At 44.5% G+C, this 15,163-nt stretch carries 17 protein-coding genes; 6 read left to right on the top strand and 11 right to left on the bottom strand.

Features of this window, described 5'->3' with window-relative positions; genetic code table 11:
- Positions 1-9 precede the first annotated feature (9 nt).
- Together BN1080_RS05825 and BN1080_RS05820 are read left to right on the top strand one after the other, a co-directional pair.
- Positions 10-528, top strand: a complete 519-nt coding sequence (locus tag BN1080_RS05825; RefSeq protein WP_052650986.1) for a YjcG family protein — start codon at positions 10-12, stop codon at positions 526-528.
- Positions 529-960, top strand: a complete 432-nt coding sequence (locus BN1080_RS05820; protein WP_052650985.1) for a GNAT family N-acetyltransferase — start codon at positions 529-531, stop codon at positions 958-960.
- A gap of 43 nt (positions 961-1,003) precedes the next feature.
- Here BN1080_RS05820 and fabI read toward each other — a convergent pair whose 3' ends face one another.
- Positions 1,004-1,774 (bottom strand): enoyl-ACP reductase FabI, encoded by a 771-nt coding sequence (fabI, locus tag BN1080_RS05815; protein ID WP_052650984.1) that lies wholly within the window; start codon positions 1,772-1,774, stop codon positions 1,004-1,006.
- A gap of 105 nt (positions 1,775-1,879) precedes the next feature.
- Positions 1,880-3,247, bottom strand: a complete 1,368-nt coding sequence (mgtE, locus tag BN1080_RS05810) for a magnesium transporter (protein WP_052650983.1) — start codon at positions 3,245-3,247, stop codon at positions 1,880-1,882.
- Positions 3,248-3,346: 99 nt separating this feature from the next.
- Here mgtE and prpE point away from each other — a divergent pair, with 99 nt between their 5' ends.
- Positions 3,347-4,084: a bis(5'-nucleosyl)-tetraphosphatase PrpE gene (gene prpE, locus BN1080_RS05805; protein ID WP_052650982.1), complete on the top strand. Its 738-nt coding sequence runs from the start codon at positions 3,347-3,349 to the stop codon at positions 4,082-4,084.
- Here the strand turns inward: prpE and BN1080_RS05800 are convergent.
- The 4 genes from BN1080_RS05800 to BN1080_RS05785 are packed head-to-tail and all read right to left on the bottom strand — an operon-like array spanning position 4,075 to position 6,856.
- A complete protein-coding gene (locus BN1080_RS05800) occupies positions 4,075-4,956 on the bottom strand; it encodes an RluA family pseudouridine synthase (protein ID WP_052654435.1) in 882 nt (293 codons plus the stop codon). The genes prpE and BN1080_RS05800 overlap by 10 nt on opposite strands.
- 11 nt (positions 4,957-4,967) lie before the next feature.
- Positions 4,968-5,768, bottom strand: a complete 801-nt coding sequence (locus tag BN1080_RS05795) for an NAD kinase (RefSeq protein ID WP_052650981.1) — start codon at positions 5,766-5,768, stop codon at positions 4,968-4,970.
- Positions 5,765-6,442, bottom strand: a complete 678-nt coding sequence (locus tag BN1080_RS05790; RefSeq protein WP_052650980.1) for a GTP diphosphokinase — start codon at positions 6,440-6,442, stop codon at positions 5,765-5,767. The genes BN1080_RS05795 and BN1080_RS05790 overlap by 4 nt, the downstream gene beginning before the upstream one ends.
- Positions 6,443-6,463: 21 nt before the next feature.
- Positions 6,464-6,856: a UPF0738 family protein gene (locus BN1080_RS05785; protein ID WP_052654433.1), complete on the bottom strand. Its 393-nt coding sequence runs from the start codon at positions 6,854-6,856 to the stop codon at positions 6,464-6,466.
- 116 nt (positions 6,857-6,972) lie between these two features.
- On the opposite strand from BN1080_RS05785, the gene BN1080_RS05780 reads away from it, so the two are divergent.
- The 3 genes from BN1080_RS05780 (at position 6,973) to BN1080_RS05770 (ending at position 8,856) form a co-directional block, all read left to right on the top strand.
- Positions 6,973-7,548: a CYTH domain-containing protein gene (locus BN1080_RS05780; RefSeq protein ID WP_052650979.1), complete on the top strand. Its 576-nt coding sequence runs from the start codon at positions 6,973-6,975 to the stop codon at positions 7,546-7,548.
- Between the two features lie 115 nt (positions 7,549-7,663).
- Positions 7,664-8,062: a globin domain-containing protein gene (locus BN1080_RS05775; protein ID WP_052650978.1), complete on the top strand. Its 399-nt coding sequence runs from the start codon at positions 7,664-7,666 to the stop codon at positions 8,060-8,062.
- Positions 8,059-8,856, top strand: coding sequence for a ClpXP adapter SpxH family protein (locus tag BN1080_RS05770; RefSeq protein ID WP_052650977.1), 798 nt, complete (start codon positions 8,059-8,061; stop codon positions 8,854-8,856). Before BN1080_RS05775 ends, BN1080_RS05770 begins: the two co-directional genes overlap by 4 nt.
- Before the next feature lie 321 nt (positions 8,857-9,177).
- Here BN1080_RS05770 and pepF read toward each other — a convergent pair whose 3' ends face one another.
- The 5 genes from pepF to BN1080_RS05745 all read right to left on the bottom strand — a co-directional run bounded on the left by pepF (position 9,178) and on the right by BN1080_RS05745 (position 15,081).
- On the bottom strand, positions 9,178-10,986 hold the full coding sequence (pepF, locus tag BN1080_RS05765; RefSeq protein ID WP_052650976.1) for an oligoendopeptidase F: 1,809 nt from the start codon (positions 10,984-10,986) through the stop codon (positions 9,178-9,180).
- Positions 10,987-11,045: 59 nt separating this feature from the next.
- Positions 11,046-12,176 carry a competence protein CoiA gene (locus tag BN1080_RS05760; protein ID WP_110925587.1) on the bottom strand — a complete coding sequence of 377 codons (1,131 nt, stop codon included), beginning with the start codon at positions 12,174-12,176 and terminating at the stop codon, positions 11,046-11,048.
- A gap of 26 nt (positions 12,177-12,202) precedes the next feature.
- On the bottom strand, positions 12,203-12,859 hold the full coding sequence (mecA, locus tag BN1080_RS05755; protein ID WP_052650975.1) for an adaptor protein MecA: 657 nt from the start codon (positions 12,857-12,859) through the stop codon (positions 12,203-12,205).
- Between the two features lie 249 nt (positions 12,860-13,108).
- Positions 13,109-13,504, bottom strand: a complete 396-nt coding sequence (spxA, locus tag BN1080_RS05750; RefSeq protein WP_006829729.1) for a transcriptional regulator SpxA — start codon at positions 13,502-13,504, stop codon at positions 13,109-13,111.
- Between the two features lie 431 nt (positions 13,505-13,935).
- A complete protein-coding gene (locus BN1080_RS05745) occupies positions 13,936-15,081 on the bottom strand; it encodes a putative glycoside hydrolase (RefSeq protein WP_407674799.1) in 1,146 nt (381 codons plus the stop codon).
- Between the last annotated feature and the right edge of the window lie 82 nt (positions 15,082-15,163).

The raw sequence follows: 15,163 nt of genomic DNA, 5'->3' as shown, positions 1-15,163 counted from the left end.
GGTCATATTATGAAATACGGAGTTGTCGCTTTTCCATCCAAAAAACTTCAAGATTTAGCAAACTCATACCGCATGCGGTACGATCCGCATTATGAGCAGATCACGCCGCATATGACGCTCAAAGATGCGTTTGAAGCGGACGATGCTGAGATTAAAGATATTTCAGAAGAATTATCTAAAATTGCGAAACGGCATAAACCTTTTAAAATCCATGCCACCCGCGTCAGCAGTTTTGCACCGTTGACAAATACGCTTTACTTCAGAATTGAAGACAATTCCCAAATTACAGCGTTGCATGAGGATCTCCATTCTGACTTTTTTGGCGGCCCGGCACGTTTCTCATTTGTGCCGCACATTACAATCGCACAAAAAATGTCCGATTCCGAGCACGCGGATATCTTCGGCCAATTAAAAATGGTCGGCGTCAACCATGAAGAAGTCATCGACCGCATCCACCTGCTGTACCAATTGGAAGACGGATCTTGGACGGTGTACGATACATTCCGGTTAACAGGAGATGAGGAATAATTGCAAAAAGCTAAAATCGCAGAAACTCCTTTAGAAAAAGAACACGCTTTTGACATTAGACGAAAAGTATTCGTAGAAGAACAAGGCGTCCCTGTGCACCTTGAGCTGGATGAATATGACGACACAGCCGTCCATTTTATCGGCTATGAATTAGAACAGCCAATCGCTGCAGGGCGCATCCGGGAAACGGACATGGGCGTCGGGAAAATTGAACGTGTTTGCGTGCTTCCGGAATACCGCGGTTTGCATGTCGGGGTGTTGATGATGAATGAAATGGAGGAATACGCGCGTAAAGCCGGGCTTCTAACCTTAAAGCTTAATGCCCAGTCTTACGCCATTCCATTTTATGAAAAATTGAATTACACCGTCACTTCCCCCGAGTTTATGGACGCTGGGATTCCCCACCGTGCCATGGAAAAAAACGTTATGTAAAAAGAGGCCATCGCTTTTATGCGATGGCCTCTTTTTTCTTCACTTATAAGATATGATAGCCGCTGTCTACGTGAATCGTTTCGCCCGTGATGCCCCGAGACATATTGCTGAAAAGGAAGACGGCGGTATCGCCGACTTCTTCCGGCGTCGTATTGCGGTGAAGCGGTGCTTTTTCTTCAATTTCGTGAAGGATGCTGTTGAAATCACTCACGCCTTTAGAAGACAACGTCCGGATTGGCCCGGAAGAAATAGCATTGACCCGAATTCCTTGGCGTCCAAGATCTGCAGCCAAATAACGGACAGACATTTCAAGAGAAGCTTTTGCCACTCCCATGACATTGTAGTTCGGCATAACGCGTTCTCCCCCAATATATGTGAGCGCGATGATGCTGCCGCCTTCTGACATAAGCGGTTTTGCATGGCGGGCAATAATCGTCAATGAATACGAACTGATATTTTGGGCCAATAAGAATCCATCTCTCGACGTATCAGAGAAATTCCCAGCCAGCTCTTCTGTTTTCGCAAAAGCGATGCAATGCGCCAACCCATCAATTGTGCCGACTTGTTCTTTAATAGTAGAAAAACAGTTTTCCACGCTTTCATCGTTCGTTACGTCACACGGCAAAATGATGTCGTGGTTCCCGTCAAGCGTCGCGACAAGGTCGCGGACCGATTTTTCAAACCGTTCTCCTGCGTAAGTAAAGATAAGGCGTGCTCCGGATTGATCCAAAGACCGCGCGATTCCCCAAGCGATGCTTCGTTTATTGGCTACTCCCATAATTACGTAAGTTTTGCCTTCCAATGATATCGACATTCCGATTCCTCCTGCAATTCTTATTCTAATCATCATTTGTAGCTTTATATTATTACCTGGTACTAATATTACCTCATAAAAAAGAAAAGTGCAATTCGCACTTTTCTATAGCTGCCCTAAAAATGTTGTAGCCAATCCTAAATAGATCAAAATCGAAATGATGTCATTCAACGTGGTGATGAAAGGCCCTGAAGCAACAGCAGGGTCGATTTTTAGCCGGTGTATCAACAATGGGATAAAAGAGCCGGCTAAAGTGGCGACAAAGATCGAACCGAAGACCGCTGCTCCAACAAGAGCGCCGATCAGCAACTCGCCTTTCCAAAAATACACCAGGCCAACCACGACCGCTCCGCAGACGATTCCGGTAATCAATCCAGTGCCTGCTTCCCGGAACAGGAGCCGCATCTTGCTTTCTTCTTCGATATCGCCTGTCGCGATCCCGCGGACGGCAACGGCCAGCGCTTGGGTTCCGCTATTCCCCGCCATCCCGGCAATTAACGGGATAAAGACGGCAAGGAGCGCCACTTTATCAAGCGTCGCTTCAAACATTCCCATCAAATTGGCAGTCAGCATTCCGAGGAATGTCAGCAAAATCAGCCAAGGCAGCCGTTTTTTCGCTGCCGTAAACGGCCCCTTATCAAACGTATCCATATCAGATACTGCAGCCAGTTTCGAGTAATCGTCTGAAGCTTCTTCATCTAAAACGTCGATGATGTCATCGACTGTAATGATGCCGAGCAAATGCTGCTGAAAATCAACGACCGGCATCGCCAGGAAGTCATAGTCTTTGATCATGCGGGCAACTTCTTCCTGGTCTTCGCTGACCGAAACACTGACCACCCGTTCGTTCATGATCGAACCGATCAGCGTATCTTCATCCGAAACGATCAAATCGCGCAAGGTAACGATTCCCGACAAGCGTTTGTCTTCATCGACAACAAAAACATAGTAAATGGTTTCCGCATTCGGCGCGGCATTCCGCAGGATATTCATCGCGGACCGGACAGTGGAGTTTTTCGGGATGGAAACAAACTCCGTCGTCATGATGGAACCAGCCGTATATTCTTCGTAATGGAGCAAATCTTTGATTTGCCGCGCAGATTCTTTTTCCATAATCGTCAAATACGTAGCCACTTGTTCTTTGTTCAGCAAATTTAAAATATCCACTGCATCATCCGTGTACATATGTGATAGCAAGTCCGATGCGTAATTGGCATTCATTTCCTTGAAGAGATCTTCGTATTCATCGTCATCAATTTCAATGGCTTCAAAAATATCCGCCATTTCCTTCGGAGAGAGATACTGATACATCAAATGCCGGATATCTTGATCTGCCTTTTCATAAAATGTCGCCTGATCATAGGGATGATGCGTCAAAAACTCTTCTCTGAAGCCTTCGACGTCCCCTCGATTCAGAAGACCTAGAATCATTTCATGATCCATTTCACGATCATTCTGGTTCATTTCTTCCATTTGGCGTACTCCCTCCTTCCCTAATCTCAACACACAATTTCACCATTCTATACGTTACACTATGTATAAAGATAATCAAGATTAAAGAGGTGTTTTTTCATGGGATTTGATATTATTGGCGATATTCATGGCTGCTACCAGGAACTTCTGGATTTACTCAGTGAACTTGGATACCGGGAACAAGGCGGGCTTTACTTGCATCCAGACGGCCGCCGCCTTGTGTTCGTCGGAGATGCAATGGACCGCGGCCCTGCCTCGCTTGATGTCCTGCACCTCTTATTTAAAATGCAGGACGCAGACATCTTATACTATTCCCCAGGAAACCATTGCAACAAACTCTATCGGTTTTTTAAAGGCAATAAAGTCCAGATTGGCCACGGACTTGAAAATACGCTCGACGAGTGGCAGCGGCTGCCAAAAAAAGAGCAGTCGGAGTTCCGGACCCGTTACTTGCAGTTCTACGAAAAACTGCCGCTCTATCTGCAGCTGAGCCCAGATTTGGTAGTTGCCCACGCCGGCATCAAAGAAGAAATGGTCGGAGCAAAAATCAGCAAAGGCATTGCGGCTTTTGTTCTTTATGGAGATACGACCGGCAAATTCCATGCCGATGGCCGCCCCGTCAGAAGAGACTGGGCGGAAAATTACCAAGGCGCTAAATGGATTGTCTACGGCCATACGCCGACAGAAGAACCCTATATCATCAATCGGACGGCCAATATCGATACCGGCTGTGTGTTTGGCGGCTCGCTCACCGCTTTTCGCTTCCCGGAAAAGGAACTGGTTTCTGTCCCATCAAAGCAGCCGTTCCAGCCTGAAAAATTTCACCGCTATACGTGAATCAATTGCTCCATATCTTCGTTTAATGGAGAAGAAAAGGCGAATGGCTCTTCCGTGACCGGGTGCAGCAACTGGAGCTTGCTGCAGTGCAAAGCTTGGCGAGGAATGATGTCGCGAATGCCCCCGTACAAATCATCGCCCACTAAAGGATGGCCGATGTGGGCTAAATGGACGCGGATTTGATGCGTTCTGCCCGTATTCAATTGCAGCTTCACCCGTGCATAGGCATCGAATTGCCGAATCACTTCCACTTCGGTTTCAGCAAACTGCCCGTCTTCACGGACTTCCCGTTCAATGATGCTGGAGTTTTTGCGTCCTATCGGCGCCGTAATCGTAAATTGTTTCTCTTCAAAAATTCCATGGGCCAGTGCATCGTATTGCCTTTTCATGATTTTTTCTTTTTGCTGCATCGAGAGCATATGATGGATATGGCGATTTTTCGCGATGCATACGAGCCCTGAAGTATCACGGTCAAGCCGGGTAGCAATGTGCAATGTTGCCGGCACGCCGTGGTCTTCAAAATGTTTGGCGACAATATTGGCCAGGCTCCCTGTAGGATGCTCCCTTGAAGGAATCGTATTTTGAAGCGGCGGCTTATCTACAATCAGCAGAGCTTCATCTTCATAAATGATCTTCAACGGGCCGCTTTCCGCCTGCAGCCCTCCTCCCAATTCCTCTTTAGGAAAAATAACGGTCACGGCATCGCCTTGTTCAACGACATGCCGGACCGTTACTTCACGACCATTCACCAGGATTTTTCCGCCGCCATATTTTACAGATGCCAAAGTCCGCTTGGAAATCCCCCAGCCGCTCAACGCATCGCGCAGCAGCATGGAGGTTTTCACGGGATAAGTTAATTGAAATGCGTTCATTTGTTCCACTTTTAAACCTCGCTATCGATAAATGAATCGTGTACACGTTTCCAGAATGGGAAGGCACGGAAACGGGCAAATCGGACATTTTCATCCGCTACCCGGTATTCGATGGACTTCACATCTTTATGGAGCAGTTGCAGATGGTCAACGGTGACCATGAAATCCGGCGCTTTCACCGGCCGAAGCGCGCATCTGTGGTGGGCTGGCAGCACTAACGGAGAGCCGACCGTTCGGAAAACGCGGTTGTTGATCGATGCCATTTCCGTCAGCTGCATCGCGTGAAGCGATGGATGGATAATGGCTCCGCCCAGCGCTTTATTGTATGCGGTACTGCCCGAAGGCGTGGACATGCAGAGCCCGTCTCCCCGGAAACGTTCAAAATGCCCTTCATTTAAAAAGACATCCATTACTAGCGTGACATCCGGCGATTTGACGGTCGATTCGTTCAGTGCCAAGTACACGGACGGTTCGGCTTTGTTTAAATAGTGGATGCTGACTTCAAGCAAAGGATACTCGATAACTTCGTATTCTTTTTTCGCAATCGACAACACTAGCTTTTCAATCTCGATCGGTTTCCAGTCTGCATAAAACCCTAAGTGGCCGGTATGTATCCCGACAAAAGCCACTGTATCCAATTGATCCCGGTATTTATGGAATGCATGCAGGAAAGTTCCGTCTCCGCCAATAGACAGCACAACATCCGGCGCCTCTTCACTCCATTCCAACCCAAAGTCCTGCAAATATTCCCGCGCAGTCGCCATCAATTCATTTGAAAGTTCATCGGTTCTCGATATGATAAAAAATTTCATCGCTTAGATGGTCCCCCTTCTCTTCCTGTAGGAAAATGTGTACCTGAAGATTCCTTGAATTCCGTAAAGTAAGCTTGCGCTTCCTGGATTTCGTCACGGATTTGCGACATCTCTTCATCCAGCTGGAAAGCCGCTTCTGCAGCACGCTGCAGCCTGTTTTTGATTTCTTCGGGAAAAACGCCTTTGTATTTATAATTCAGCGAATGCTCAATGGAAGCCCAGAAGTTCATCGCCAGCGTCCGGATCTGGATTTCAGCGAGAATCAGCTTTTCCCCATTGATCGTTTGGACCGGGTATTCCACAATGACATGATATGAGCGGTAGCCGCTTTGTTTTTCATGGGAGATGTAGTCCTTCTCTTCAACGATCCGCAAGTCGTTCCGCTGCCGCAGCAAGGTGACGACGGTTTGGATATCTCCGACAAATTGGCACATCATGCGAAGCCCTGCAATATCCTGCATCTGATGCGCCAATTCCTCCGACGGTTCAAATGCGATCCCTTTTTCAAGGGTTTTATCATAAATGCTTGCCAACGGCTTTACACGGCCTGTGACGAATTCAATCGGCGAATTTGTATTGTCCGTTTCAAATTGTTGGCGCATGCCTTTAAATTTAATCTTCAATTCATCCACCGCTTGTTTATACGGTGCTAGAAAACGATCCCATTGGCCCATACCCAATCCTCCTAACCCTCTTTAAGCTTGTGAAGCCAATCTCTCATGAAAAACTTCTTCGACGGCCGTACGGAATTCTTCTGCATAATTATCGTTGCCTTCGATATTTTCAAGGAGCATGCCCAGTTCTTCGTGAAATGCATCCAAAGGCATGATTTGTTTTCCCCAAACCAATAGAGGAACAACTTCCGTTCGCTTCAACGCTTCCGCTAAAAGCGGCCAAGTGTGGTCTTTAAAATGCACATAAATATATTCGGTTCCGGTATCGGCCAGATAGACAAAAGCACACGCTTCTGTATCCGTCAGCATTTTCCCGGCTGCTTCAACTGCTTCCGCAGGTTCAGCCGCATTCACTTGAAATTGGATGGTTTTGCCTTCGATGAGGCCCGCTGATACTTCTACTAATTTACGCAAAGGGATGCATCCTTTCCAGTTTTTATCTACAGTCATATTTTAACACAGCTCCCCTGTCCGTTGCAGTTCAGCTAAAATTATCCCATAATAAATACAAATGATGAGGTGAAGCTAAAATGACAAAAGAACTTGAGATTGAATACAAAAACATGTTGGACCAACAGGAATACAGCCGCTTATTGAAAACTTTCGACGTGAAGGCGGAAGAGATCCAAACGCAGACCAACCATTATTTCGACACAAAAGAGTTCGACTTAAAAGCGAAGCGCTGCGCACTGCGCATTCGTGTAAAAGATGAAAACTTTGAATGCACTCTGAAAACCCCCGCTCCGGAAGGAAACTTTGAAATTACCGATTCCCTAACGGCAGAGCAAGCCCAGAACATGCTGGAAGGCGTTTCGTTTCATGCGCCGGAAGTCAGCGCGGCTCTAGATGAATTGGGCGTCGAGGAAAAAGGCCTTGAACGATTCGGTTCTTTGACGACCCACCGGATCGAATTTCCTTATAAAGATGGCTTATTGGTCATTGATCACTCCGAATACGGCGAATCTGAAGACTATGAAGTGGAATTTGAAGTGCAAAATGCGGAACGTGGCCGCAAACAGTTTCTGGAATTCTTAAAAGAACAGGATATCCCTTTGCGTCCTGCCGATAAAAAAATTGCCCGATTCATGAAATCCATTCAGTCTTGATCCAAATTTCAGCCTAACCCTATTCCCTGTCTTTTCCACTTTCAATCGATTTATTTGAGAAATTTCCGTTGCGTTGATAGAATGAATCTACAGCTAAAGCAAAGGAGACTCAATAATGACTGGAAAACCAATTATTCCGTACGAAGAAATTGGTGCGGAACGCTTGTCGCAGTTAATTGACGCGTTCTATGCGCGAGTGGCAAAGCATCCCAAGCTTGAGCCTATTTTTCCTAAGGATCTTACTGAAACAGCTCGAAAACAAAAACAATTTATGACCCAATATTTAGGTGGACCCAATATATATTCTGAAGAGCACGGCCATCCGCGGCTAAAGGCACGCCATCATCCGTTTCCGATTACGCCGGAGCGGGCACAGGCTTGGCTTGAGTGCATGAGCGAAGCGATGGATGAAGTGGGATTGACAGGCAAATTCCGCGAAGTCTTTTACCAACGTCTTGTTTTGACTGCTCACCACATGGTGAATGAGCAAGATAGCGAGGAGGAGTTAGTGTGAATCAATTAGATCTGACTCAGGAAAGCCCGGATCTCCCGAAGCCGGCGAAGCCCATGGAACTTTACATTTTTCTCGATCCGTTAAATCCGCAATGCTGGGAGCTGCAATCCATCGTCCGTAAACTTCAAATCGAATACGGCCAATACTTTTCGATGCGATTCGTTTTAAGTACAAAATTGTTTAATCTTAATAATGCTGCCCAAGCACCGAATATCGATACCGAGAACCTTTCCCATCCTGTCCTTGCTTCCGTAGCCGTGAAGGCTGCTGAACTTCAAGGGAGACGAGCAGGCAACCGATTCTTGCATAAACTTCAGGAACATCTCTTGTTGAAGACAAAAGATGTTTCTTCTTATGACGTTTTGCTTTCGATTGCCGGCGAATCTGAATTGGATTTAGAGGAATTCAAGCAGGATTTCCACTCAGTCAATACGGCGAAAGCGTTCCAATGCGATTTGCAGATCACACGGGAAATGGAAATTGACGAAGTGCCGAGTGTCGTTTTCTTCAATGAATGCATTGAAGACGAAGGTGTCAAAGTGACTGGACTTTATTCATATGATGTCTATCAAACCATTCTTCAAGAAATGTCCGGAGAAGAAAATTTAAATCGGCAGTCTCCGCCTTCTTTGGATGAATTATTTATCAAATATTCCACAATGGCTACAGGAGAAATTGCTTCCATCTACAATATTTCGGAGCAAAATGCGGAACGGGAATTGAAAAAGCAATTGCTTCAGCAAAAACTCGAACGCATCAATTTGCCCGGCCAGACTTTATGGACATTAAAATAGCCTTTCGCAGCTGCGAAAGGCTATTTTTTCTATTTAAGTGAAAAAATCGGCAAAGTGAAAGGCGCCTTCCACGTCCGGAAGGCGCCTTTCGGTATTACACAAAGGGGATGGGAGAAATGTTCACGCTCAAACAAAGGGGTGTATGTTTGTATGTGATTTATTTCACAACCTAACTTTATCACGGAATAATAGTTAATGCAATAATTCACAAAGGATTTCACAAATTTGTCATATTGCTGTAAAGATAAATTCTTAAATGTCCCTTTTTATTATATTGATATACAAAAAAGAAGCCGGCTGGTACTCCGGCTCCTTTTGCATTTATTTATTCAGCAATAATTTTTCCAGTTCGTTGAGTTTTTGTTCAAAAACTTTGCAAGCTTCTTCCACCGGTTCAGGCGATGTCATGTCGACGCCCGCTTTTTTCAACACTTCGATCGGATAATCCGAGCTTCCTGCTTTTAAGAACTCGTTGATGTACCGTTCAACTGCCGGCTGCCCTTCTTCTAAAATGCCTTTGCTGAGAGCAGTCGCTGCACTGAATCCTGTAGCGTATTGGAAGACGTAATAGTTATAGTAGAAATGTGGAATCCGCGTCCATTCCAAACCGATTTCTTCGTCGATTGCCGCGTCTTCCCCGAAGTATTTCTTATTCAAATCGTAATAAACTTCGGTCAAGCGGTCAGCCGTCAAAGCTTCTCCGTCCTGGTTCATCTTATGGATTAAATGCTCGAACTCTGCAAACATCGTTTGGCGGAAGACGGTGCCGCGGAACCCATCCAACCAGTAATTCAACAAATACATTCTTTCCTGGTCGTCCTCAGTAGTCCGCACCATGTATTCATTCAATAAGGCTTCATTCGTCGTCGAAGCTACTTCAGCGACGAAAATCGAATAATCGCCGTAGACGTACGGTTGGTTTGAACGCGTGTAGTAGCTGTGCACACTATGCCCGAACTCATGTGCCAAGGTATAAAGATTATTGACGTTGTTTTGCCAGTTCATCAAAATATACGGGTTTGTGCCGTAAGCACCTGACGAGTAGGCTCCGCTCCGCTTCCCTTTGTTCTCTTTGACGTCTACCCAGCGGTTTTCAATGCCGTGCTTCACAATGCCGGTATATTCCTCACCTAGCGCTTCCAGGCCTTTAAGCATGATTTCTGTCGCTTTTTCATAGGGGATCTCCATTTTCACTTCTTTAACAAGCGGCGTGTACATGTCCCACATATGAACTTCGTCAAGCCCTAAAACTTCTTTGCGCAATTTCACATATCGGTGCAGCAGATGGAGGTTCTTATTGACCGTCTCTACCAAATTATCATAAACGCTTTCCGGAATATGGTCGTCAGACAAAGCGGACTGGCGAGCGGATTCGTATTTGCGGATGCGTGCATTTACGTTATCGCGCTTAATATTTCCTGATAAGGTGGAAGCAAAAGTATTGCGGTATTTGCCATAAGTCGCATATACCGCTTTAAATGCGTCTTCGCGGACTCGGCGGTCAGTGCCTTCTAGGAAATTCGAATAGTTTCCGTGAGTAATCTGCACTTTTTCGCCTTTTTCATTTTCGATCTCCGGAAATTCCAAATCTGCATTGTTCAGCATGCTGAACGTTTCAGAAGAAGAGTTTGCCACTTCGGACATTTGCGCAAGCAAGGCCTCTTGTTCAGCAGGCAACACGTGCGGACGCATATTATTCAATTCCTCGAGGGCATGTTTGTATAATTTTAACCCGTCATGTTCTTCAATGAATGACGCTAACGTCGATTCTTCGATTGCCAAAATTTCTGGAGTCAAGAATGACAAGCCGGTCGCCACTTTTGCATAAAATGCTTTAATGCGGCTGTCCATTGCCTGATAGGTTGAATTGGTCGTGTCCTGGTCATAACGCATGTGCGAAAACGTGTATAGGCGCTGCAGGCGCTGGATCAATTCATCTTTATACACCAGCACTTCGTACAAAGCATTTGCCCCGTTTTTCAATTTCCCTTGATAGGATTCGGATTTCTCCGCGAGTTCCGCCACTTCTTTAAATTCTTGTTCCCACGCTTCATTGGTTTCAAATATATCTTCCAGTTTCCATGTAAGTTCTGCAGGTACTTCATCTCTGAGCAATAATTTTTCAGCCATTCCATTTCCTCCTTTTCCCGCTCTTTCGGGAGTCGAACTATAGCTTATTTTCTCAATTTTCATACGCTATTGCAATAGTAATCATATAAAAGCTCATACATCATTGTAAAGTTATCTGGCTGGCTCGCCAAAATAACGAAAAGCTCCAAGTATTGTTCCAGCAAGGCTACCGCTTTCTCAAAATGGCCCGGATCTGCCAATACAAGTTTGCCGCTTTCAATTAGCTTTGCCATTGAAATCTGCCCGTTGAACGCTTCAACGGCAAGCAACTGCCACAAGACGGCATGCTGCGGAAAGATTTCTGCACCGATAAACGGATGTCCAATGGAAATCGGTAGCTTTTTCATATCCAGCTGGAGCGTATAGCAGGCACGCCAAAAAAGATTTTGCATCCGGTTCTTTGCAAACAGCTGGCTTTGAATGAATTGCTGCCGAGTTTTGGAGAATAGTCCACAAACCTGTGCGAATTCTTCTTTGCTCAGGCGCTTTGGTACAGCAAATGGAAACGATTGGCGTGAAGCATCCAAAGATTTCACTTTGCCAATTCTTCGGCTGCCGCTCACATAAAACAAATTTGAATAATAATAAAAGCGATTCTCGCTAGGGCAAAAAGCCAGCAAATATGGATTTTGGCCCTTGTGCTGAAACAATTCGGTTTCATAGGTTTTCAGCCGGATTATTTGGATGGATTCATTAGGGGGATCATCCAAGCCGCCAATCCAGATAGGCTCAATTCCAAGCTGCAAATAGCCTTCTGTCCGATGAACCACATCTTTTTGGGGAATCGTACTGCATTGGAATTCGATCGCTGTTCGCCCTTCTACGAGCAAGTCTGCCCGTTGGCGAATAGCCGGCAAGAATTTTTCAAGTTCACATTGTAATTGACGGTTTTGGAAGAATTGAAGGAGTGAAAGTTTACCGTGAAGATGCAAGGAAGATTCAGGTTCATGGGAGTAGTCACAACCTGAAAGCGTTTTATGGGCAAAATGGGGGATTTTTATGTCGCCGACTTTTAAGACGACCGGTGTATGGCACCGGGAACAATAGAACCGTTCTTTTTCCCGAAGAGCCAGAAGACTTTCCTTTTGATGAATGTGTGAAAGATTAATAATGGATCGATTGGCTAATGATGCGATTAATATCGAAAACACCTCCCACTCAATTGTAAGAATATTCCCGAATATAAGCAATAAAAAAATCCCCTCGAAAGGGGATTTTATCCGAAATAATAGAGAACGTTCGACAAAGCATCTTGTTTAAAGATCTCTTTGCCATATTCCTCTAACCGGTGAATTGTTAGAGGTGAACTTTGTAGGTACTCGGAAATGATGCTTGTATTGTCTTTGACATCGTCTTCAGAATGAAGCAGATCGTCAAAGCTCACATGCAAGTAGTATTTGTTTTCGAAATGATACAAGGCAGATTCAATCGGCACATACATTAAGCGCCGTGCAATTGGCAACAACTCGTCTACATCGTTGAAAGCAAAAGTAAATTCAAGTTTTTTCACATCCGGTTCATCAAAAACCGGTTCGAATTCATCGAAATCAGCTGTGTTGGCATCATCGCTTGAAAACATTTTACGGCGTTCTTCTATATCATCAGGCATATCGATCTTCTGCCCGTCTTTCGTTAATTGTGCACGGGTAACCGTCACTTCAAGTCCTTTATCCATCGCCTGGACTTGGATCCATAAAGGCCCTTCCATTATAAAGTCGGCCTCTTCATTCACTTCATCCATCATTTCCCAAAAAAGCTCTTCACTTTTATCTCTGTTAAACCATATTTCATCACGGCTAAAACCCCGTTCTTCAACGTCGAGATAGGAAATGTAAAATTTAACTGTATTGTCATTGATTCTTTCGATTTCCATTTTACACCTCTCCTTTCGAAATGGACTAAGAGGATCGTCCTTCTATGCCGTGCTTGTCTTATCTTACTAGTACTAGTATATCGTGTTTCCTAAGAGAAGAAAAAGTTTCTGCCTGAATCATTCAGGAACTCTTAAGTACATACGAGTCTAGATTATTTCACCAAATTATGCAACTATTTTAGATAAAGAAAAGCTGTCCATAATTTCCTTATGAAAGTTCATAAAGACTGGACAGCTTACGTAGCTTTTTTAGTTCACCATACGCTGCGCTTCGAGCAATTGGTAAGCACGAACTTTGCGCGGAAGGAAACGGCGAATTTCGTCTTCATTGTATCCAACCTGGAGACGCTTTTCGTCCATGATAATCGGACGGCGCAACAATCCTGGATGTTCTTGGATTAACTCATATAAGCGTTGTAGAGGCAGGCTCTCGACATCAACATTTAATTTTTGGAAAATCTTCGAGCGAGTCGAAATTATTTCATCTGTACCGTCTTCTGTCATGCGCAAGATTTCTTTGATCTCGCTGATTGTTAACGGCTCAGAAAATATATTGCGTTCAGTATATGGAATTTCATGTTCTTCTAGCCACGCTTTTGCTTTCCGGCAAGACGTACAGCTTGGAGAAGTAAATAGAGTTACCATCATAGTGGAACACTTCCTTTCGGATTCAAGTTAAATCATATTAGAAATTTATTAAATTAGAATCACTATAATATAGAAGCTCTACATTCATTATACAATATTAGCTTTCAATTGAACATACCTTAGACAAAAAAACTATTATTTTTGTAGGGTTTGTCACATTATCGTTATAATTTCACGGCTTCATTCTCTCGTACATATTATTAAAAATACCCGCATCCTGTCCCTATTAAACCCTATTGTGAAAAAAATTTATTCTCAATTACAAGTGAAGATTTGAAAATAAAGTCTTCTCTTTATAGTACGTTTCACCTTTTAAATAGTTTCGTCTGCTTGAGAAAAAGTCCGGAAGCTTTTATTTTTCTTATTCACTAAAAAGCCGCAAGAGGAATTTGGCGCTTTTCCTCTTGCGGCTGCATCATGCTGCTCCATTATTCAGGTGTATAATCCACGCCGGGTGAATAACTATTGCCGGCATTCCATAGAAGGTATTCGTCAATGCCATTATCATGCAAGGCTCTGATCTGGGCTTCCACTTCCGCTTTCCCGTAGTTCAAGTAATTTCCTGCCCCTAAATAGGAAGCGGTAAAGTCTTGAAGCCATGGACGCGATACCGGTGGATCTTTCAATTCGCCCAGTTTTTTGTTTTCCACTTTTGCATATTCAGAAACTAGCTTATAAGGCTCCAAATCGGGTTTCGCAATGCCAAAATAAGAAGTCCAGTGGCTTGGATAGATCATAGAAGAAATGACGTCCACGTTCTCAGAAATTCGAGAGAAGTTCTGTCCAATTCCAGGCGCTTCCGGAAGTGTCGCTGAATAGCCGAAGATGTCCACCGAAACTTCTACATCATACGGTTTAAGCTGTTCTCTGGCATAGGCTACAAAATCTGTGACAGCTTCTACTCGTCTTTGAACAGGATCTAAATCAGAGTCTGCATATTCACCCATTGAATATTGAAGCGTGTCTGCACGTTTTTCAAACCCTTCAGGAAATCTCACATAATCAAACTGGATTTCCTTAAACCCAAGCTTCGCCGCTTCGATTGCAATTTGGACATTATAGTCCCAGACTTCTTTCAAAAATGGATTGACGAACGACTCGCCTCTCCCGTTCTTCCATACTCCATTGCCTTCGACAAATGAAAGCTCGGGTTTAGCATTTGCCAATTCCGAATCTTTAAAGACAACCACTCGTGCAATTGGGTAAATCTTTTTTTCTTCCATTCTTTCCAGTACTGCCCGCGGATCTTTTATAAAAGGCTGTCCAATGCCCAATTTCGCCAGCGGTGATCCTTCTTCCGGCTTGTAAGTCAGATAACCCATATCTTCTTTAAAATCGATTACCATGGCGTTTAGGTCCGTTGTATCGATTAAATCAACCAGCTTCTCAAAACGCTCGCCCCCAGCAGAATGCCCCGTTACAAAAATGCCTCTTACTGCATCAGGATATTCAAAAGTCAGTCCGGAATCGTATTTAAATAATTGTGAAGTAGCTAAAATTTCTTCATTCACTTCTAGTGAATGATATGTACGTGTTGTAAAGTCAGGAGCTGCCTCTTTATCTTCAGCCGCCATAACTGTAGTGGATGCCAATGTGCTTAGCATCAGTGCGCTAGTAATTGTTAATTTTGTCCATTTCATTGTTGCCATGCACCCT

Source organism: Planococcus massiliensis (assembly GCF_000821325.1).
GTDB classification, from domain to species: Bacteria; Bacillota; Bacilli; order Bacillales_A; family Planococcaceae; genus Planococcus; species Planococcus ruber.
Note: the sequence above shows the minus strand (reverse complement) of the source record. Positions and strands in the feature narration are given on the sequence as shown.